Genomic DNA, 17,789 nt, shown 5'->3' on the forward strand with positions numbered 1-17,789 from the left:
GTCGCGAATCACCATCCCCGCCGAGCATCAAGCCAACCTGAAGATGGCTCGGGTCAATTTTTCTCACCTTCAGACTTCGTTAAGAATTGCCTTTGATACTTCACCCCAATTGTCACGGGGAGGTATTTTGCAATGTCCGATTTCAACTGGAATATTCAGTTGCCGTTGTATTTCGGCCAAGCCGAAACGCCGCCAATGCAATTCGTCAGAGCATTGCCGGAGGACGCGCTTCGGTGCACGTTCGAGACCTTTATCCAGCAACGATTTCGTAAGGCCCACGGCGCCGACATTCGCCATTTCATGCCGGAACTGTTTGGCATGAGCGATGTGTACGTGACGTTGTCCGCGGTGGTCGGCGTACGGCTGGCAAGCAGCGGCCCGCTATTTCTGGAGGGGTACCTGGATGAATCGATTGAACCTTTGATCAGTGCTGCTGCAGAACAAACCGTCGCCCGCACGTCCGTCGTCGAAGTCGGCAATCTGGCGGCCAGCGACACCGGAAGCGCACGGTTGAGCATCATCGTGATGACCTATCTGCTGGCCATGGGCGGGCTGGAATGGGTTGCCTTCACGGGAAGCCTTGGGTTGGTGAACAGCTTTCATCGCTTGGGATTGAAGCCAGTGACCCTGTGCGCTGCCGACCCGGCGCGCCTCGGCGAGGAGCGCCACGCCTGGGGCAGTTACTACGAAAGCAAGCCTTGGGTTCATGTTGGCAATATTCGCGCCGGATTCATTCATTTACGCAACATCGGTTTGTTCAGTCGCCTGGGTTTGCCGACCTCCATTGAGGGCGCTTGCCATGTCGCCTGAAATGCAGCGTTTCCATCTAACCCTGCGCAGCCACGCTGAGCGAAATGGCAGCGTCATCGCATTGTGGGGCGATCAGCTGAAACTGGACTACGCCACGCTCTATGCCGAGGTCAGCTATCGCCAAGAGCGCCTGCGCGATGAGCAGGTCAAGGTGATCGCACTGGCACTGGAAAATGGCGTCGAGGCGATGCTGTGGGATTTGGCCGCATTGTTCGAAGGCCTCGTCTGCGTGACCTTGCCGCCTTTTTTCAGTCCGGCGCAGCGCCGGCATTGCCTGGAACAAAGCCACGCCGAACGCGTGATCGCCGAGCCATCACTGCACGACGAATTACATGCGGCCGGGTATCAAAAGAGTGGCGAGTTCTGGTGTCGCACCTTCAGTGGGTCGAGTGGCATGCCTGAAGGAACGGCCAAGCTCACATTCACTTCGGGGACTACCGGTACCCCCAAAGGCGTGTGCCTGAGTGCCGAGACTATTTTGAAAGTCACCCGTGAGCTGGATCTGGCGAGCAAACCCACCGATCCCCAGCATCACTTGGCCCTGCTGCCGTTGGCCATCTTGCTGGAAAACATCGGTTGTTATGCCGCGTTGTACGCCGGAGCGACCTTGAGTCTGCCTGGACAGAAAGCCCTGGGCATCCAGGGTGCCAGCCGCGTGGATGTGGCTAAGTTGTTGGCATGCCTTGCCAGCCGGACGCCTCAGAGCCTGATTCTGGTGCCGCAGTTGCTGTTGATGCTGGTCAGCGCGGCCGAACAGAAAGCCTTCAATCCGCAGCACTTGCGTTTCGCTGCCGTCGGCGGCGCCCGGGTTTCTGAAGATTTGCTGCACCGTGCTCAACGGGCGGGATTGCCGGTTTATGAGGGTTATGGGCTGTCGGAGTGCGCCTCGGTGGTGTGCCTTAATCGCCCGGGCGCGCGGCGTCCGGGTAGCGTTGGAAAGCCGCTGCCCCATGTTCAGGTTCAACTGGCAAACGACGGCGAAGTGCTGATCAAGGGCTCAGCCTTGCTGGGCTATCTGGGAGAAGCTCCGCGCAGCGTTGAGTGGTGGCCCAGCGGCGATCTCGGCGAGTTCGATGCCGAAGGCTTTCTCTACCTCAAGGGTCGCAAGAAGCATCAGTTCGTGACCAGTTTCGGGCGCAACGTTAACCCCGAATGGGTTGAAGCCGAATTGACCCAGCGCGGACCTGTCGCTCAGGCGTTCATCTATGGCGAAGCGATGCCTCACAACCACGCGCTGCTCTGGCCGCATCATCCGGACTGTACCGATGAGCAACTGGCCGTCGCCGTGGCTCAGGCCAACAAGGCGCTGCCCGAGTACGCCCAGGTCGGTCAATGGACCCGGCTCGATCAACCCTTTACTCCCGACAACGGTTTGCTCACCGCCAATGGCCGGCCTCGCCGCGATGCCATCGTCGAACGCTACCGGGATGCATTGACCGAATCTGCCTTTTCCGAGGAATCCGCACTATGAGTTTTTTTGACACGCTGCAAGAAGCCACGCAACACGAGCGCATGGAGCTGTTCAACCTGCCGATCATTCGTGATGCGCTTGAGGGCAGGGTCAGCCTGGCAAGTTACCGGGCCTTTCTGACGCAGGCTTATTACCATGTGCGCCATACCGTGCCATTGATGATGGCGTGCGGCGCGCGCTTGCCATTGCGCCTGGAGTGGTTGCGCAAAGCGGTCTGCGAATATATCGAGGACGAGTATGGTCACGAACAGTGGATACTCAATGACATAGAAGTTTGTGGGGGCGACAGGGCTGCCGTAACGGACGGACGCCCATCCTTGCCGATCGAGTTGATGGTCAGCTTTCTTTACGACCAGATCGCCAGGGACAACCCGGTGGGACTCTTCGGCATGGTCAATGTACTGGAAGGCACCAGCATTGCTTTGGCCACCCATGCCGCCGACAGTATTCGCGAGCGTCTGGCGCTGCCGGAAAGTGCCTTCAGCTACCTCAGTTCACACGGGTCGCTGGATATAGAGCACATGCAGACTTACCGCCGATTGATGAACATGCTGGAAGACCCGGCCGACCAGGCTGCCGTGATTCACGCGTCCAAAGTGGTGTACTCGCTTTACACCGATATGTTCCGTGGCTTGCCGCGTGACGGGGAGAACCTGCATGCGCCTGTCTGAAGCTCGCGTCGTCTTGACGGGTGCCAGCGGCGGTATCGGCCTGGCCATCGCCACGGCGCTGTGCGCCAGTGGTGCCCGGGTATTGGCGGTCGCTCGACATCGGGAGCCGTTGCTGCCGCTGCTTGAGCGTTATCCTCGTAACCTGTTCTGGATCGGTGCCGACCTGACGTCCCACTCAGACCGCCGCGATGTATTGGCGGAGGCAGAAAGCATTGGCGGTATCAACCTGGTGATCAACGCTGCCGGGGTCAATCACTTTGCCATGCTGGAACAGCTCGAAGACAGTGAGATCAACGCGATGCTGGCGGTGAACATCAGTGCGCCGGTCTGCCTGACAAGGTTGCTATTACCGCTGCTTAAACAGGCCGACTCAGCGATGGTGGTGAACGTCGGTTCAACCTACGGCTCCATTGGCTACCCTGGCTACGCCACTTACTGCGCGACAAAGTTTGCCTTGCGCGGGTTCTCCGAAGCGCTGCGTCGGGAGCTGGCGGACACCCGGGTCAGCGTGCTCTACGTCGCCCCGCGTGCTACCCGTACCAGCATGAACAGCCCGGCAGCCCAAGCGCTGAACGATGCGCTCAAGACCAACGTCGACGATCCGCAAACCGTGGCAGCCGCAGTGATCCACGCGATAGCCGGTGACCGACGCGACTTGTACCTGGGGTGGCCCGAACGTTTTTTTGTACGCCTCAACAGCCTGTTACCGCATTTGGTGGACCGTGGCCTGCGCAAGCAATTGCCATTGATACGTCGCTTGAGTCAGAAACCCGATCAGGAGCATCTCAAACCATGAACAAGATCATCGCCTGCCTGATGTTCGGCGCATTGAGCCAAAGTGCCTGGGCACTGGATGCCGCCGACCAGCAACGCCTTAGCGGCATTCAGCAAAGCTGGGCACACATCCAGTACGAGTTGCCGGAAAGTCAACGAACCGCAGCGTTCGAAAAGCTCGCCGCCCAAGCTTCAAGCTTCACACAGGAGCGCCAGGCGGTGGCTGAAGCCTGGATCTGGTCGGGCATCGTCACCAGCAGCTGGGCGGGCGCCCAGGGTGGCTTGGGAGCGTTGAGCAAGGTCAAGGACGCGAAAGTCGATCTGGAGAAAGCCTTGGCTCTGGACCCAAAGGCGCTGCAAGGCTCGGCCTATACCAGCCTCGGCGCGCTTTACGACCGGGTACCCGGCTGGCCCATCGGTTTCGGCGACTCGGACAAGGCCGAACAGTTGCTCAAAACGGCTTTGCAACTCAATCCGAATGGCATCGACAGCCTGTACTTCTGGGGCGATCACCTCTACCGTCAAAAGCGATACAGTGAAGCTAAAGCGGCACTGCAAAAAGCCCTGATGGCCGCGCCGCGCCCCGGTCGAGAAACCGCTGATGCCGGGCGCCGCAAAGAGATCGAAATGCTGTTGGTGGACGTGAACAAGAAACTCGGCTGACAGGAGTCCCTGTGCGTTTATTACTGATAGAAGATGACGGGGCGCTGGGGGAGGGCATTCATCAGGCCCTCAGTCGCGAAGGTTACACCGTCGACTGGTTGCAGGACGGCAGCAGCGCTTTGCATTCGCTGCTCAGCGAAACGTTCGACCTGGCGGTACTCGATCTTGGTCTGCCCCGCATGGATGGGCTTGAAGTGCTCAGGCGCCTGCGTGATAGCGGCTCCACGTTGCCCGTGCTGATACTGACTGCCCGTGATGCCACCGAAGACCGCATCGCGGGGCTGGATGCCGGCGCCGATGATTACCTGATCAAGCCATTCGAGTTGGCGGAACTCAAAGCCCGTATCCGTGCACTGCTTCGGCGCAGTGCCGGTCGCGCGCAATCGTTGATCGAACACGCCGGTATCAGTCTGAACCCTGGCAATCAGCAAGTCAGTTACAAGGGCGAACCGGTCGCGCTGACCCCCAAGGAATATCAGTTGCTCCATGAATTGCTTTCGCCACCCGGACGGGTCATGACTCGCGATCATCTGATGCAACTGCTGTACGGCTGGAGCGAAGAAGCGGAAAGCAACACCCTTGAGGTGCACATTCATCATCTGCGAAAGAAGTTCTCGGCTGACCTGATCCGCACCATCCGAGGGATCGGATACCTGGTGGAGGAACGTCGATGACCTCGATCAGGCGTCGCACGCTGACGTTGATTATCGGCTTGATGCTCGCCGGTTTGACAGTCATCAGCGTGCTGAACCTGCACGACAGTAACCATGAAATTGCTGAAGTCTACGATGCTCAACTGGCCCAGAATGCTCGATTGTTACAAGGCGTCATGCGTATGCCCATGGCCAGCAAGGAGCACGCCGATCTGTATCAGGCTTTCAATCAGGCCCTGAGCGAGGCGGAGCCGAGGATCGACGGCCATCCCTATGAAACGAAGATTGCCTTTCAGGTCTGGAATCTCAACGATCAAGTGCTGGTGCACACGGCGAGCGCGCCCTCCTTTAACGCGGTGCCGCGAACGCCGGGTTTCAGCGATGTCAGCGATCTGAACAACCGCCATTGGCGCGCTTTCCTGCTCGAAGATAAACAGAATAACTTGCGGATTTGGGTGGGCGAGCGAGATGACGTCCGGTCGGATTTAGTCGATCGAATCGTACGCCACACGTTGTGGCCCAATATCCTGGGGAGTTTGATCCTGGCCGCCATGATCTGGCTGGCCATCGGCTGGGGATTGAAACCGCTGGTCAACATGGCGGCGACACTCCGGGCGAGGCATCCGGGCTCACTTGAACCTCTGCAATTAACGCCGCTGCCCACGGAACTGGAGCCGATGCAGGCGGCCCTTAACCGAATGCTCGCCCAGATTCAGGAAGTCATGGGGCGTGAGCGGCGATTTATCGCCGATGCAGCTCACGAGATGCGTACACCCCTCGCTGTGCTCAGGGTACATGCGCAAAACCTGATGGAAGCGGGCAGTGAAGGTGAGCGTCGTGCGTCGCTTGAACACTTGATCGCCGGCGTGGACCGGACCAGTCGGCTGGTGAATCAATTACTGACGATGGCTCGTATCGAACCTCAAGCAAGTGCGCAACCGCCGGCCCCCATTGATCTGGCAGCCACCGTTCGTGCCAGCCTGGTTCAGTTGACCCCCTGGTTGTTGAGCAAGGAGCTGGAATTGATTTTCGACGCCACTGACGACATCGGCCTTGTGAGGGTCGACCCTACGGCCATCGATATTGCGTTGAACAACCTTGTCACCAATGCGGCGAATTTCTCTCCACCCAATGGACTGATCACAGTGAGCCTGCACGCGACGGAAAACGGCTATGAACTGTCCGTCGAAGACGAAGGGCCGGGTATCAATGAGCAGGACCGCGATCGGCTTTTTGAGCGTTTCTATAGCCGTGGGAATGACCAGGGGGCGGGATTGGGACTGACCATCGTGCAGGCGATTGCAGCTCGCCTGGGTGGGCAGGTCAAACTGGAAAACCGTAGCCCGTTGGGGTTGCGCGCGACACTGGCCGTTGCTCGCCCGTGATGGTGCTCTTTCAGAACGTCCAAGTGTTTTTATAATTATCAAGGGCTTGCATGATTTTCCTCATGCAAGCCCTTGTTTGTATTTGCTTACAGATGTTTGGCACTCCCCATGAAGCCCGGTGTGCGGCGATCTTCACCCGCGGGGTTGCCGCTGTTTATCAGGCGTCTTTCCAGCAAAATGTTTTGCAGCGCCTGGCGATCCGTGGGGGCCAGTTGATGCTCTCGCTCCTTGAGCTCAAGCAGGATCGGGCTGGACCACTGGCGATAGGTGTGTTCGGCACTACGAATGGATGACATCGCTTCCTCCTGGATCGGGCTCCCGCCCATGTCGGCGTGGCAGTTGATACGAAAGAGACCCTAGACGAGCAAGCCTGATGCCGCCAATGCAGCGCGTCGGACTGATCCTGCGGTTCGTTCCATCAGTTTGCGGGCGTTTGGCGGCCAGTCGGAATGAATCGATCCAACCGCCAAACCGATCAATCAAACGAAAGGTTGGCCCGTGAAGCCCCGGGGCAGCCGTTGCTGGCCGGCCATGGCGGTGAGTCGTTCTGTCCAGGCCTGGCGCCAGTCATTGACCGTGTGAGTGGCTTTGGCTTTGCGCGCGGCGCGTCGTGCTGCGTTGCGCTCGGTTTTACGTGCTTGCTTGAACGCTTCGGTGTTGCGACAGCTCCTGCATTTCACCCGATTGAGTTCTCGGGTCGAGGTGAGGTTGTTGCCTTTGTGACCGCAGGCCAGATGACCGCTGATTTTGAAGTGAGTAACCATCGAACGTCTCCTTAGCGACGTGTTTTCGTTGGACCTCACATAAACACTGACGTTCGTTGTTTCCCCGTGGGCAAAAAAATCCCGGCGCGTGGCTGGGTGTGGGGGGTAGCACGAAAAAGTCAGGCAGGCACATGCCCGGTGACGAGGTTGTCGCCGATCACATGCCTCGCATCAGGCTGTGTCTTGCATCAAGTGTCCGGATCAAGTCATCTGAACCGTGGCAGCGGTGGCTCAACAGGTTTGAGCGACGACAGGGTGTTGCGGATCAGCGGCGTGTCCTTTTCGATGTCGTTCAGACGATCGCGGATTCTAAGGGCAGTCGGATGGCCACCTTGATGGTCGACCCAATCGGCAATTTCCTTGCATGCGGCGGCCAAGCGAACCTGGCGGGTATCAAGCAGGGTGAGCAGGGTGGTGATGGACTCTTTTTCGGACATGGGAAACACCTCCGTTGAAGACACCTGGCAGGGCAGTAAAAAGCCCGCTGGGAGCGAGCGTTCGACCGATGGGCGCCGGTCCTTCAGCATTCTTCAGTATAGACCCGTTAAAGGCCCGTCAAGGCTCATCAGCCCTGCCGTGCCGTGACTTGTGATTTTGCGTTCAGCTGTCGGCAAAAACGCCGCGCATCTTCTTCAAGATCGTAGCCGTCACCGATGAAGCCGTTGGTGCGGGTGTCTTTGATGCGGTACCAGACAGCAGCGTCAGGCGGCTGGTGATCAGTTTCTCCGGCCCGACGGCCATGAATGATGATCTTGTTGCAGCGCTTCACGACGAATATGTCTTCCATGGCTTCACCGCAGCTGATTCATGTACAGATCAACTATAGAAGTCATTTGTAATCGTGCAAAAAATAGGCAGGTCAATTCGTCGGTTCAGAAGCCAATTGCTCCAACAGCATCGCCAGCGCGACTTCTTCGGCGCGCAGGCCCTTGCGCGTTCTCGGTTTGGGTAATTGCGCCAACGCGCCGAGCAAAAAGCCGTCGAGCACGCCGGGATGGATATAGCACTTGCGACAGACTGCCGGGGTGTTGCCCAGCTGTTTGGCGACGTTTTTTACCATCTCCACCATATGACGCTTGGCTTCGGATTCCGGCTGCCACTGCAACTTGCGCAATACCGCCAGCGCCAGCACGCTGCCGGCCCAGGTGCGGTAGTCCTTGGCGGTGAAGTCGGCGCCGGTCAAAGTTTGCAGGTAAGCGTTGACGTCGGCCGAGGTGATGGTGTGACGCTCGCCGTTTTCATCCAGGTATTGAAAGAGGTTTTGCCCGGGAATCTCCTGACAGCGCTTGATGATCCGTGCCAGTCGCTTGTCTTTCACGGTGATTTGGTGTTCCACGCCGCTTTTGCCGCGGAACTGGAACTGGATCGCACTGCCGTTGACCTCCACATGTCGGCTACGCAAGGTGGTCAGGCCGTAGGAGCGGTTGTCCCGTGCGTATTGAGTGTTGCCGACTCGGATCAGCGTGGCATCCAGCAAGGTGATGACGGTGGCCATGACTTTGTCGCGGCTGAAGCCTGGCGCGGCCAGCAACGCTTCCAGTTGCTTGCGCAGTTTCGGCAGGGCCTGGCCGAAATCTCTCAGGCGCGAGTATTTGTCGGTGTCGCGCACTTCGCGCCAGCGCGGGTGATAGCGATATTGCTTGCGGCCGCGGGCGTCGCGGCCGGTGGCCTGCAAATGACCGCGCGGATCGGTGCAGATCCACACGTCGGTGTAGGCTGGTGGCACGGCGAGGGCATTGATGCGCCGGACTTCCTCCGGGTCGGTGATACGTTGACCCGCCGGATCGAAGTAGCAGAATTTACCGCGCAGCTTTCTGCGGGTGATTCCGGGCAGGGTGTCATCGACGTAGTGCAGGTCGGAGGGCAGCGCATCGGGCATGGCGATTGTCCTTGGCAAGGGATCAGGGGCCGTTACAGCCATTGACCCCACGCCAACGCAGTGGTGCCAGCGAAATTATGCGAGCACGGCCACCGCCTTGATCTGCGCCCAGAGTTGCTGGCCCGGATGGACGTTCAACTGATCGCGCGAGTAGCGGGTGATACGCGCTAACAGGGGCGTACCCGCAGCGTCCAGCCGAAGCAACACATGGGCAGCGTTGTCGGCATTCATTTCACTGACGACGGTCACCGGCAGGCGGTTGAGGATGCTGCTTTGCTCGGCACCGTGCAGGCTGAGGCTGACGTCCCGCGCCTGAACCTTGCAGCGCAATGCCTGGCCCGGGGCCATGGGTGTATGGGCAACGCGCAGGGTCAGCGTCGTATTGGGCAGTTGCAGGGTCAGCAGTTGGTATTCGCTGTCATAGTGGCTGACACGGCCTTCAATCACCACGCCAGCGTCACCCCCCATTGCGAGTGGCAGGTCCAGGCGCGCCAGTGTCTGGCCGATAGGGCCGCTGGCCAGCGCCTGGCCTTCGCTGAGCACGACAATGTGGTCGGCCAGTTGCGCGACTTCATCCTGGGAGTGGCTGACGTAAAGCACCGGGATGTCCAGTTCATCGTGAAGCCGTTGCAGGTAAGGCAGGATTTCGCCTTTGCGCTTGGCATCCAGCGCCGCCAGCGGTTCGTCCATCAGCAACAATTTGGGGCTGGTGAGCAGGGCGCGGGCGATCCCCACTCGTTGCCGCTCGCCGCCCGAAAGATGTTGCGGATGACGATCCAGCAGGTGGCCGATGCCCAGCAGTTCAGTCGCATGGGCCATGTCGACCCGGCGCAGTTGTTTGGGGATGCGTTTAAGACCGAATTCCAGGTTGGCCAGCACCGACAAATGAGGAAACAGACTGGCTTCCTGAAACACGTAACCCAAGGCGCGTTTATGTGGCGCGACAAAGATCTTCTTTTGACTGTCCTGCCAGACTTCGTCGTTGACCTGGATAAATCCCTGATCGGCGCGTTCCAGGCCCGCGATGCAGCGCAGGCAAGTGGTCTTGCCCGAACCGGAGTGACCATAAAGCGCCGTGACGCCGCGCCCGGGTAGCTGCAAATCAACGTCAAGGGCGAATCCCGGATAACTCAGCTTCAAGCGTGTGTGAATCATTGATCAGCTCCAGCCCGCTTTGGTTTTACGGCTGGAGTACAACGCCAGCAAGATCGCAAAAGAGAACACCAGCATCGCCCCGGATAGCCAATGGGCCTGGGCGTATTCCATGGCTTCGACGTGATCGTAGATCTGCACCGAAACCACCCGGGTCTTGTCAGGAATGTTGCCGCCGATCATCAACACCACACCGAACTCGCCGACGGTATGCGCGAAGCCGAGGATGGCGGCGGTGATGAAACCGGGGCGGGCCAGTGGCAGCGTCACGCTGAAGAACGTGTCCCAGGGATTGGCGCGCAAGGTCGCGGCCACTTCCAGTGGGCGGGTGCCAATGGCGGAAAAGGCGTTTTGCAACGGCTGGACCACGAACGGCATCGAGTACAGCACCGAACCGATCACCAACCCCGCAAAACTGAACGTCAGGGTGCCGAGCCCCAGTGATTGGGTGAACTGGCCGACAAACCCGTGTGGACCGAGCGCCAGCAACAGGTAAAAACCAATCACCGTGGGTGGCAGCACCAGTGGCAGGGCAACGATCGCCCCGACCGGGCCGCGCAACCAGGATTGGGTGCGCGACAGCCATAACGCCAACGGCGTGCCAATGATCAGCAGGATGACGGTCGTCAGGGACGCCAGTTTCAGGGTCAGCCAGATGGCGGAAAAATCGGCACTCGTCAGCGTCATTTAGAGTTGGTAACCGTAAGACTGGATGACAGCAGCGGCTTTCGGCCCCTTGAGGTAGTCAACCAGGGCCTGGGCGGCCGGGTTGTCCTTACCCTTGTTGAGGATCACCGCATCCTGGTTGATCGGGTCGTGCAATTGGGCCGGAACGATCCACGCCGAACCGCTGGTGACTTTGCCGTCTTTGTAGATCTGCGACAAGGCAACAAAGCCCAGTTCTGCATTGCCGGTGGATACGAACTGGAAAGCCTGGGTGATGTTCTGGCCTTCGACGATCTTGTCCTTGACCTTGTCGGTCAGGCCTTGCTTTGCCAGGACCTGGGTTGCCGCGAGGCCATAAGGCGCAGCTTTCGGGTTGGCGATGGACAGATGCTCGTACTGATTTTTTTTCAGCACTTCGCCCTTGGCATCGACGTAGCCTTCTTTGGCCGACCACAATGCCAGGGTGCCGATGGCATAGGTGAAGCGCGAGCCCTTGACCGTTTCGCCTTCTTTTTCGAGTTTTTCCGGGGTGGTGTCGTCTGCCGAAAGGAATACTTCGAACGGCGCGCCGTTCTTGATCTGAGTGTAGAACTGTCCGGTCGCACCGAACGAAGTCACCAGTTTGTGGCCGGTGTCTTTCTCGAAATCGGCAGCAATCGCCTGAATCGGCGCGGTGAAGTTGGCCGCGACCGCGACCTGGACTTCGTCAGCCTGGGCCGAGCCAGCAGCTGAAACCCAAAGCAGGGTTGCCAGGCAACGAGGGGCGAAACGTGAGGCACCAATGGTCATGAAACGGCTCCGTTAAAGCATGTGATGCAAGGGTGTGATTCGCTATATACCAGAATATATAGCGAAATGCCTGTAAACGGAACGTGCGGTAACGGGTTTGGCGAGGGATGTTGTTCCCTCGCCATGAAGCTTAACGGCGGAGCAGTTTTGCCAAGCCTTCTTCGGCGAGGCGTCGGGTCAGTTTTGCGGTGGTCAATTCCACACCCAAGGTGAACGCCTGGCCCGCCCAGAGGTTACTGAAATCCGCTTCGCCTTTGCCGCGCAGGGGCATGAGTGCGCCACCGGCCAGCGGGAAGGCCGGTGCCTTGGCGCTCATCGGCCCCAGCTCGCGCATCACCCGATTGAGAATCCCCCGCGCCGGGCGCCCGGTGAAAATGTTGGTGACCGCCGTCTCGCTTTCCTTGGCAGTACGCAATGCCTTGTGATGCGAAGCACTGACCTTGGCTTCCGGCGTGAACAGATACGCAGTGCCCACTTGCACCGCCGAAGCGCCCAGCATGAAAGCCGCTGCGACACCGCGTGCATCGGCAATCCCGCCTGCGGCGATCACCGGGACTTTCACCGCATCGACAACCTGTGGCACCAGGGCGAACGTACCCACCTGGCTGCTCAGGTCGTCGCTGAGAAACATCCCGCGGTGTCCGCCCGCCTCATAACCCATGGCGATGATCGCGTCACAGCCATGCTGTTCCAGCCAGATGGCTTCTTCGACGGTGGTGGCCGACGACAGCACTTTGGCGCCAGTGGCTTTTACCCGATCGAGCAGGGATTTTTCCGGCAGACCAAAGTGGAAACTCACCACTTCCGGGCGAAACTCCTCGACGACCTCACAGCTTGTGTGATCGAACGGTGCGCGATTTGACACCGGTGTCGGCGCGTCGAAGTCGACGCCCAGTTCCCGATAATAGGGTTCCAGCAGATCTTTCCAGTCTTGCGCCCGCTGCTCATCGACTGGCGGCGAATGGTGGCAAAAGAAATTGACGTTGAGTGGCCGTTGGCTGTGTTGCCGAATGGTCTTCAACTCTTCGCGCAGTTGCTCGATGCTCAGCAGGGCGGCGGGCATCGACCCCAGGCCGCCGGCGTTACTGGCGGCGATGACCATCGACGATTGGGTGGCGCCAGCCATGGGGCCCTGGATGATCGGCAATTCGATTCCGAGCAGGTCAAGAATACGGGTGTCTGGCCATTGGCTCATGTTGACTGTTCTCCGACATTGAAACCGGGCAGGGCGGTAGAAGCGTTTTGTAGCAGCAATGACTGACCCAAGGCCAGCCATGTTTTCGCCCGGCCACGACTGTCAGCGTCAATGCAATTGGCCACCGCCACCGAACGATCGATTTTTCATCCGAAAGGAGAATTGGCTTAAAGTCGAGTACGGCATTTTTTTAGCGACGTGGTATTTAGATCACCGCACAACACGTGATCTCACCAGGAGGCAGTCATGTTCCAAGGTATTTTGATCGATAAAGACGAAAGCGGTTACCTGGCCACACTGCAACAGATCAGTGACGATCAACTGCCCGAGGGCGATGTAACGGTGTGCGTGGCGTACAGCACGTTGAATTTCAAGGATGGCCTGGCGATTACCGGCAGCAGCCCGGTGGTGCGAAAATTCCCCATGGTGCCGGGGATTGATCTGGCGGGAACCGTCGAGTTCAGTGAGCATCCGGACTACAAGGCCGGTGACAAAGTCCTGCTCAATGGTTGGGGTGTCGGTGAAGGGCATTGGGGCGGTCTGGCACAGAAAGCGCGCCTGAACGGCGACTGGCTGATCCCGCTGCCTGCGGCATTCACCGCCGCTCAGGCGATGGCCATCGGCACGGCCGGTTACACGGCGATGCTGTCCATTCTGGCGCTGGAGCACAACGGTGTGACGCCCGATCAAGGTGAAATCCTCGTCACTGGCGCCAACGGCGGCGTCGGCAGCTTTGCCATCGCGCTATTGAGCAGGCTGGGTTATCGAGTGGTCGCTTCTACCGGGCGCACGTCCGAGCACGATTACCTTAAACAGTTGGGTGCCAGTGAAATCATTGACCGCGCGACGTTGTCGGAGCCAGGCAAACCCTTGGCGAAGGAACGTTGGGCGGCGGTCATCGATTCAGTCGGCAGCCACACCCTGGCCAATGCCTGTGCCAGCACCAAAGCCAATGGCACGGTGGCCGCGTGCGGGCTGGCGCAAGGCATGGATTTTCCGGCGTCCGTTGCACCATTCATTTTGCGCGGCGTGACCCTCGCGGGCATCAACAGCGTGACGCAACCCAAGGCGAAACGAGTGGAAGCCTGGCGCCGTCTGGCCCAGGATCTGGACTTCAGTCTGTTGCCGCTGATCAGCCACGAAATCGCATTGAGCGAAGCGATCGATGCGGCACCACGGTTGCTCGCCGGACAGTTACGCGGACGGGTCGTCGTCGACGTAAATCGATAAACACTTAGCAGCCTTCGGCAGTCCCCCTGGAGCTGCCGAAGGCTGCGGTCTTCTGATCTGCACAATTCACCGCAACTCCCGCTCCAGCAACTGCCGCTTGCGCTCCACCCCCCAACGATACCCCGACAGATTCCCATCGCTACGCACCACGCGATGGCAAGGGATCGCCACGGCCAGACAGTTAGCCCCACACGCTTGCGCCACGGCGCGAACCGCTTTAGGCGCACCGATGAGCTGAGCAATATCGGCGTAGCTGGCGGTGCTGCCGACGGGAATCTCTCGCAAGGCTTGCCAGACCCGCTCCTGGAACGCCGTGCCGCGTACGTCCAGCGGCAAGTCCAGGCCCAAGGCAGGGACTTCGATGAAGCCAACAACCTGGGCGATCAGGCGCTCGAAGTCTTGATCGGCGCCAATCAGATTGGCCCGGCGAAACTTGTCCTGCAGATCGCAGACCAGTTGATGCGGATCATCGCCCAGGAAAATCGCACAGACTCCGCGCTCGCTCTGTGCCACCAGAATCGCCCCAAGGGAACACTGGCCGACGGCAAAGCGAATGTCGTTGTTGTGGCCGGCTGCGCGGTACTCGGCGGGTTTCATGCCCAGTAGCTGATCCGCGGCCTCATAGAAACGGCTGTTGGAATTGAAGCCCGCGTCGTACAACGCCTCGGTCACTGAATTGCCGTTCGCCAGACGTTCGCGCACCCGACGGGAGCGGTGGGCAGCGGCGTAGCCTTTCGGCGTCAGGCCGGTGACGGCTTTAAACACCCGGTGGAAATGGAAGCTGCTAAGGCCAGCGACGCTGGCCAGTTCGCCAAGGGCCGGGAGCGTTTCGGCGTTTTCGATTTGCCGGCACGCGGCGGCCACGGTGGCGGCGTGCTGCGCGGCAATGTCGCTTTGATCCTTGGCCGCGCGTTTGCTCGGTCGGTAACCCGCTGCTTGTGCCAGCTCCGCGCTATCAAAGAATTCGACATTCTGCGGTTTTGGTAGTCGAGCCAGGCTGCTAGGGTTGCAGTAGATTCCGGTGGTTTTCACGGCGTAGACAAACTGCCCGTCGGCTTGCGGGTCACGCGCTACCACGGCGGCCCAGCGAGGATCGTTTTCGATGGCGACTTTTGTCGATTGGCTTGTCATGGCGATATGTCCTTTGACCCGTTTCCCGCAGATTAACCACGCAACAGTGTCGTCACACTCCGCTGCTTGCGGTCAAACTCCAGGGCCTCAACCCGCGGTACGAAAGGTAAAGTTGATCCGTTGTTCACCCAGACGCGGATGATGGCCTTCCTTGATCGGCAGAACGCCGTGATAGCGCAAGCGATCGACCCCGCCCCAAACCACGATGTCGCCGTGCAGCAAGGGCACTCTTTGGCTCTTGTCGCTTCGTTCAAACCCGCCGAACAGGAACATCGCCGGCAAGCCCAGCGATACCGAAACAATGGGTGCTGCGTAGGAGGTTTCGTTTTTGTCCTGATGCAAAGACATCTTCGCGCCGGGGACATAGCGATTGATCAGGCAGGAATCCGGGACGAATTCAGCAAACCCTGCTGCCCGCGCCGCTGCTTGTGCCAACTGCGAAAACACCTCCGGCATGGCTGGCCAGGGCTGCCCGGTCTGCGGATCGTTGCGGCTGTAGCGATAACCGCTGCGGTCAGTGGTCCAGCCCAGTGTGCCGCAACTGCTCAGGGCGACCGACATGGTGAAGCCGCCGGGCGTGACCATCTGCCGAAACGGCGCGGCCGCCAATACCGACTTCAGCGCAGGCAGCAAGCGGTCGAGCCAGGGCAGGGCAAAGCCTCGCAGCACCCAGGATTGTTCGCCGATCTGCTCGTTGCGTGGCGGCTGCTGCGGCTGCGCGTCAGCGAACAAATCGAGAAGGGGCGGTTTCATGGTGTTTGAGTTACAGCGCTTTGCTGACACTGATTTCGCTGATGACGTCGTCACTCTGGCCGTGAAGGGCATCCAGCGCAGCCTTGGCTTCTGCTTCGGTGCCATTTTCCAGCTGGGCGAATTCGAAGCGGCGTTCGCCGTTGAGTTTGTACTTGATGACGTATTTGGTCGTTTGAGCCACGGTCATACCTGTCTATGTGCGTAGTGAAGCGTCACTCAGCTCAGTTTAGTGCTGGAGCGGCGGATGATCTTGATCGAATGGGTCAGGGTCGGTTTGCGGGTGACGCTGATCGCCCGACGGTTGACGGTGTCGATGGTGATGTTCCAGAAACCGGTGCTCGGCGCAGTGATGCGGGCCGGGAAAGTATCGAACGCGCCGCCATGGTATGTGTGTCGGCCGCCATTTTTGAAGCTGCGGAAGTTGGCGTCGTTCATCAAACGGATGTTGCACATCTGCGAGCATTGAATGACGACGATGTCGTCTTCGTTGAGGTGCTCGCGCTGGTGAATAAATTTCATGGGCGCCTCCAGAAGGGCTTTTACTACAAAATCAAAACGATACAGGTCAATGGGCGCAGTTTATCAGCCCTGGCGTCTGAAAATCCGGCCACCGGGCTGCGGTTTGACAATTAAAAACAGTTATTTCGCATCCGGTGAGAGATAAATGCACCAGGCCTCGGAGAAAAACCGCATCGGTGCTGTCGGAGGGTCTTTATCGGAGGTTTTGTATGAAGTGGGGTGCGTGGGTCCTGCCATTGGTCTTGGCATTGAATGGTTGTGCAAGCGTCGAGGACATCAACGAGTCGCTGCCCACCATGAGTGTGATTTCAGGCAAGAAACCCCACGAGTACGCGCAATGCCTGAGCGAAAAGCTCGCCAGCAGTCGAGGCGCCTTGCAAGTCGAGCCGCAGAAAGACGGTGTGCGGGTGATCGTTGCGCAAAAGCTTTCGTCCGGTCCGGCCGCCGTTTTTGATATCGAAGAGCGGTCCGGTGGCAGTAGCATCAAGTTACATGAACGTATCTCCAATGTGCCGCTACGCCCCTGGGATGTGCGCAATGCTGCCACAGCCTGCATTTCTGGCTGATAAACTGTCGACCATAAACATCGATGCCGCCAAAGCGACACTTTGGCGGCATTGTCATTTCTGGAGTCAGGCATGAAGCGAGAGCGGGTACGGGAGCGGCACGCAGAGGGGCATATCTCTGCCACCCATGTGATTCAAAATCCGGCAGATCCGGGGGAATGGATCGTGTTTTTCAAAAAAAGCGCCGGTCGCAGTTTTTTTCTGGTCGATGACAGCGACGAAGTCGAATCCTTCAGCAGTCTCGACGATCTGATCGAGACCGTGCGCGGCCTCGGGATCAAATTCGCCGAAATCCACATGTAGGGCGAGCAGGGTGCCTTACTTGCAGACCACCACGACGCTGCGGTTCTTGTAGTTGCCGACATCGACGCCGAGGGTCTTGTCGCTTTCCGCAGGGGCCGGGCTGCCGTCGGTGCCGACGATGCGATAACCGGTACCCGCACAGGACGCATCCGCTTTTTCGTAGCAAGTCGCCCATGAGTTGGCTTCGCCGGAGCAATCAATGGCCAGGCCTTGCTCGCCGTTGTTCAGGTAAGTGGTTTCGGATGTTGCGCAGCCACCGAGGGCCAATACCGCAATCAGCGGCAAAAATTTAGTCATGTCGTAGTCGTCATTAAAAGGGGTGGGCAAGTGCTGTGACAGCGCCACTCGCAAAAGGTTATAGCCATAGGCCACTTCCCGCGCAAAAGACAAAAAAAGCCCTGCGCAATGGCAGGGC

Annotated in this window: 24 protein-coding genes; 10 read left to right on the forward strand and 14 right to left on the reverse strand. The window is 59.1% G+C overall.

The genetic code is table 11. The annotated features are described in order from the left end of the window. Positions 1-132 precede the first annotated feature (132 nt). Genes M5G20_RS05510 through M5G20_RS05540 form a run of 7 tightly spaced genes read left to right on the forward strand, consistent with a single transcriptional unit; the run spans position 133 to position 6,427 of the window. Positions 133-810 (forward strand): thermostable hemolysin, encoded by a 678-nt coding sequence (locus M5G20_RS05510; RefSeq protein WP_273918271.1) that lies wholly within the window; start codon positions 133-135, stop codon positions 808-810. Next, entirely contained in the window at positions 800-2,281 is a 1,482-nt protein-coding gene (locus M5G20_RS05515) for an AMP-binding protein (protein ID WP_273918272.1), read from the forward strand. The genes M5G20_RS05510 and M5G20_RS05515 overlap by 11 nt, the downstream gene beginning before the upstream one ends. Continuing rightward, on the forward strand, positions 2,278-2,952 hold the full coding sequence (locus tag M5G20_RS05520) for a TenA family transcriptional regulator (RefSeq protein WP_273918273.1): 675 nt from the start codon (positions 2,278-2,280) through the stop codon (positions 2,950-2,952). Before M5G20_RS05515 ends, M5G20_RS05520 begins: the two co-directional genes overlap by 4 nt. Further along, positions 2,939-3,748, forward strand: coding sequence for an SDR family oxidoreductase (locus M5G20_RS05525; RefSeq protein WP_273918274.1), 810 nt, complete (start codon positions 2,939-2,941; stop codon positions 3,746-3,748). The genes M5G20_RS05520 and M5G20_RS05525 overlap by 14 nt, the downstream gene beginning before the upstream one ends. Further along, positions 3,745-4,389 (forward strand): tetratricopeptide repeat protein, encoded by a 645-nt coding sequence (locus M5G20_RS05530; protein WP_273918275.1) that lies wholly within the window; start codon positions 3,745-3,747, stop codon positions 4,387-4,389. Before M5G20_RS05525 ends, M5G20_RS05530 begins: the two co-directional genes overlap by 4 nt. Positions 4,390-4,400: 11 nt before the next feature. Beyond that, positions 4,401-5,063: a response regulator gene (locus tag M5G20_RS05535; RefSeq protein WP_273918276.1), complete on the forward strand. Its 663-nt coding sequence runs from the start codon at positions 4,401-4,403 to the stop codon at positions 5,061-5,063. Next, positions 5,060-6,427, forward strand: a complete 1,368-nt coding sequence (locus tag M5G20_RS05540) for a sensor histidine kinase (protein ID WP_273918277.1) — start codon at positions 5,060-5,062, stop codon at positions 6,425-6,427. The genes M5G20_RS05535 and M5G20_RS05540 overlap by 4 nt, the downstream gene beginning before the upstream one ends. An 86-nt stretch (positions 6,428-6,513) precedes the next feature. Here M5G20_RS05540 and M5G20_RS05545 read toward each other — a convergent pair whose 3' ends face one another. From M5G20_RS05545 to M5G20_RS05585, 9 genes are all read right to left on the reverse strand, one after another. Beyond that, positions 6,514-6,723, reverse strand: a complete 210-nt coding sequence (locus M5G20_RS05545) for a hypothetical protein (protein ID WP_273918278.1) — start codon at positions 6,721-6,723, stop codon at positions 6,514-6,516. 183 nt (positions 6,724-6,906) lie between these two features. Continuing rightward, positions 6,907-7,191 (reverse strand): hypothetical protein, encoded by a 285-nt coding sequence (locus M5G20_RS05550; RefSeq protein ID WP_273918279.1) that lies wholly within the window; start codon positions 7,189-7,191, stop codon positions 6,907-6,909. A 206-nt stretch (positions 7,192-7,397) separates the two neighbouring features. Continuing rightward, positions 7,398-7,628, reverse strand: coding sequence for a hypothetical protein (locus tag M5G20_RS05555; protein WP_150733137.1), 231 nt, complete (start codon positions 7,626-7,628; stop codon positions 7,398-7,400). Positions 7,629-7,756: 128 nt separating this feature from the next. After that, a complete protein-coding gene (locus M5G20_RS05560) occupies positions 7,757-7,978 on the reverse strand; it encodes a hypothetical protein (protein ID WP_273918280.1) in 222 nt (73 codons plus the stop codon). Between the two features lie 72 nt (positions 7,979-8,050). Next, positions 8,051-9,070, reverse strand: coding sequence for a DNA topoisomerase IB (locus tag M5G20_RS05565; RefSeq protein WP_443218290.1), 1,020 nt, complete (start codon positions 9,068-9,070; stop codon positions 8,051-8,053). 75 nt (positions 9,071-9,145) lie between these two features. Then, positions 9,146-10,225: a molybdenum ABC transporter ATP-binding protein gene (gene modC, locus M5G20_RS05570; protein ID WP_273918281.1), complete on the reverse strand. Its 1,080-nt coding sequence runs from the start codon at positions 10,223-10,225 to the stop codon at positions 9,146-9,148. 3 nt (positions 10,226-10,228) lie between these two features. Beyond that, a complete protein-coding gene (gene modB, locus M5G20_RS05575) occupies positions 10,229-10,909 on the reverse strand; it encodes a molybdate ABC transporter permease subunit (RefSeq protein WP_273918282.1) in 681 nt (226 codons plus the stop codon). Then, on the reverse strand, positions 10,910-11,677 hold the full coding sequence (gene modA, locus M5G20_RS05580; RefSeq protein ID WP_273918283.1) for a molybdate ABC transporter substrate-binding protein: 768 nt from the start codon (positions 11,675-11,677) through the stop codon (positions 10,910-10,912). A gap of 130 nt (positions 11,678-11,807) precedes the next feature. After that, a complete protein-coding gene (locus M5G20_RS05585; RefSeq protein WP_273918284.1) occupies positions 11,808-12,872 on the reverse strand; it encodes an NAD(P)H-dependent flavin oxidoreductase in 1,065 nt (354 codons plus the stop codon). A gap of 246 nt (positions 12,873-13,118) precedes the next feature. Here M5G20_RS05585 and acuI point away from each other — a divergent pair, with 246 nt between their 5' ends. Continuing rightward, positions 13,119-14,102: an acrylyl-CoA reductase (NADPH) gene (gene acuI, locus M5G20_RS05590; RefSeq protein WP_273918285.1), complete on the forward strand. Its 984-nt coding sequence runs from the start codon at positions 13,119-13,121 to the stop codon at positions 14,100-14,102. Positions 14,103-14,168: 66 nt separating this feature from the next. Here acuI and ada read toward each other — a convergent pair whose 3' ends face one another. The 4 genes from ada to M5G20_RS05610 form a co-directional block, all read right to left on the reverse strand. Next, positions 14,169-15,233: a bifunctional DNA-binding transcriptional regulator/O6-methylguanine-DNA methyltransferase Ada gene (gene ada / locus M5G20_RS05595; RefSeq protein ID WP_273918286.1), complete on the reverse strand. Its 1,065-nt coding sequence runs from the start codon at positions 15,231-15,233 to the stop codon at positions 14,169-14,171. An 87-nt stretch (positions 15,234-15,320) separates the two neighbouring features. After that, the gene (gene alkB / locus M5G20_RS05600; protein ID WP_273918287.1) at positions 15,321-15,986 is read right to left on the reverse strand and encodes a DNA oxidative demethylase AlkB; all 666 of its coding nucleotides are present in this window, start codon (positions 15,984-15,986) and stop codon (positions 15,321-15,323) included. Positions 15,987-15,996: 10 nt separating this feature from the next. After that, entirely contained in the window at positions 15,997-16,167 is a 171-nt protein-coding gene (locus tag M5G20_RS05605; protein WP_092267348.1) for a hypothetical protein, read from the reverse strand. 35 nt (positions 16,168-16,202) lie between these two features. Continuing rightward, positions 16,203-16,505, reverse strand: coding sequence for a DUF1883 domain-containing protein (locus tag M5G20_RS05610; protein ID WP_007912251.1), 303 nt, complete (start codon positions 16,503-16,505; stop codon positions 16,203-16,205). 209 nt (positions 16,506-16,714) lie between these two features. On the opposite strand from M5G20_RS05610, the gene M5G20_RS05615 reads away from it, so the two are divergent. After that, the gene (locus M5G20_RS05615) at positions 16,715-17,071 is read left to right on the forward strand and encodes a hypothetical protein (protein ID WP_150733127.1); all 357 of its coding nucleotides are present in this window, start codon (positions 16,715-16,717) and stop codon (positions 17,069-17,071) included. A gap of 72 nt (positions 17,072-17,143) precedes the next feature. Beyond that, positions 17,144-17,374 (forward strand): hypothetical protein, encoded by a 231-nt coding sequence (locus M5G20_RS05620; protein WP_273918288.1) that lies wholly within the window; start codon positions 17,144-17,146, stop codon positions 17,372-17,374. Positions 17,375-17,389: 15 nt separating this feature from the next. Here M5G20_RS05620 and M5G20_RS05625 read toward each other — a convergent pair whose 3' ends face one another. Next, the gene (locus M5G20_RS05625) at positions 17,390-17,671 is read right to left on the reverse strand and encodes a hypothetical protein (RefSeq protein ID WP_273918289.1); all 282 of its coding nucleotides are present in this window, start codon (positions 17,669-17,671) and stop codon (positions 17,390-17,392) included. Between the last annotated feature and the right edge of the window lie 118 nt (positions 17,672-17,789).

The organism is Pseudomonas sp. TNT2022 ID1044, from assembly GCF_028656895.1.
In the GTDB taxonomy this organism is placed as follows: domain Bacteria; phylum Pseudomonadota; class Gammaproteobacteria; order Pseudomonadales; family Pseudomonadaceae; genus Aquipseudomonas; species Aquipseudomonas reinekei.

What these genes read in the sequence shown, in the direction of transcription:
- ada (WP_273918286.1), bottom strand. Translation starts at nt 15,233, where the DNA reads ATGACAAGCCAATCGACAAAAGTCGCCATCGAAAACGATCCTCGCTGG.
- modB (WP_273918282.1), bottom strand. Translation starts at nt 10,909, where the DNA reads ATGACGCTGACGAGTGCCGATTTTTCCGCCATCTGGCTGACCCTGAAA.
- M5G20_RS05555 (WP_150733137.1), bottom strand. Translation starts at nt 7,628, where the DNA reads ATGTCCGAAAAAGAGTCCATCACCACCCTGCTCACCCTGCTTGATACC.
- M5G20_RS05540 (WP_273918277.1), top strand. Translation starts at nt 5,060, where the DNA reads ATGACCTCGATCAGGCGTCGCACGCTGACGTTGATTATCGGCTTGATG.
- M5G20_RS05530 (WP_273918275.1), top strand. Translation starts at nt 3,745, where the DNA reads ATGAACAAGATCATCGCCTGCCTGATGTTCGGCGCATTGAGCCAAAGT.
- modC (WP_273918281.1), bottom strand. Translation starts at nt 10,225, where the DNA reads ATGATTCACACACGCTTGAAGCTGAGTTATCCGGGATTCGCCCTTGAC.
- M5G20_RS05610 (WP_007912251.1), bottom strand. Translation starts at nt 16,505, where the DNA reads ATGAAATTTATTCACCAGCGCGAGCACCTCAACGAAGACGACATCGTC.
- M5G20_RS05620 (WP_273918288.1), top strand. Translation starts at nt 17,144, where the DNA reads ATGAAGCGAGAGCGGGTACGGGAGCGGCACGCAGAGGGGCATATCTCT.
- M5G20_RS05550 (WP_273918279.1), bottom strand. Translation starts at nt 7,191, where the DNA reads ATGGTTACTCACTTCAAAATCAGCGGTCATCTGGCCTGCGGTCACAAA.
- M5G20_RS05515 (WP_273918272.1), top strand. Translation starts at nt 800, where the DNA reads ATGTCGCCTGAAATGCAGCGTTTCCATCTAACCCTGCGCAGCCACGCT.
- M5G20_RS05565 (WP_443218290.1), bottom strand. Translation starts at nt 9,070, where the DNA reads ATGCCCGATGCGCTGCCCTCCGACCTGCACTACGTCGATGACACCCTG.
- acuI (WP_273918285.1), top strand. Translation starts at nt 13,119, where the DNA reads ATGTTCCAAGGTATTTTGATCGATAAAGACGAAAGCGGTTACCTGGCC.
- alkB (WP_273918287.1), bottom strand. Translation starts at nt 15,986, where the DNA reads ATGAAACCGCCCCTTCTCGATTTGTTCGCTGACGCGCAGCCGCAGCAG.
- M5G20_RS05585 (WP_273918284.1), bottom strand. Translation starts at nt 12,872, where the DNA reads ATGAGCCAATGGCCAGACACCCGTATTCTTGACCTGCTCGGAATCGAA.
- M5G20_RS05625 (WP_273918289.1), bottom strand. Translation starts at nt 17,671, where the DNA reads ATGACTAAATTTTTGCCGCTGATTGCGGTATTGGCCCTCGGTGGCTGC.
- M5G20_RS05545 (WP_273918278.1), bottom strand. Translation starts at nt 6,723, where the DNA reads ATGTCATCCATTCGTAGTGCCGAACACACCTATCGCCAGTGGTCCAGC.
- M5G20_RS05615 (WP_150733127.1), top strand. Translation starts at nt 16,715, where the DNA reads ATGAAGTGGGGTGCGTGGGTCCTGCCATTGGTCTTGGCATTGAATGGT.
- M5G20_RS05560 (WP_273918280.1), bottom strand. Translation starts at nt 7,978, where the DNA reads ATGGAAGACATATTCGTCGTGAAGCGCTGCAACAAGATCATCATTCAT.
- M5G20_RS05510 (WP_273918271.1), top strand. Translation starts at nt 133, where the DNA reads ATGTCCGATTTCAACTGGAATATTCAGTTGCCGTTGTATTTCGGCCAA.
- modA (WP_273918283.1), bottom strand. Translation starts at nt 11,677, where the DNA reads ATGACCATTGGTGCCTCACGTTTCGCCCCTCGTTGCCTGGCAACCCTG.
- M5G20_RS05520 (WP_273918273.1), top strand. Translation starts at nt 2,278, where the DNA reads ATGAGTTTTTTTGACACGCTGCAAGAAGCCACGCAACACGAGCGCATG.
- M5G20_RS05525 (WP_273918274.1), top strand. Translation starts at nt 2,939, where the DNA reads ATGCGCCTGTCTGAAGCTCGCGTCGTCTTGACGGGTGCCAGCGGCGGT.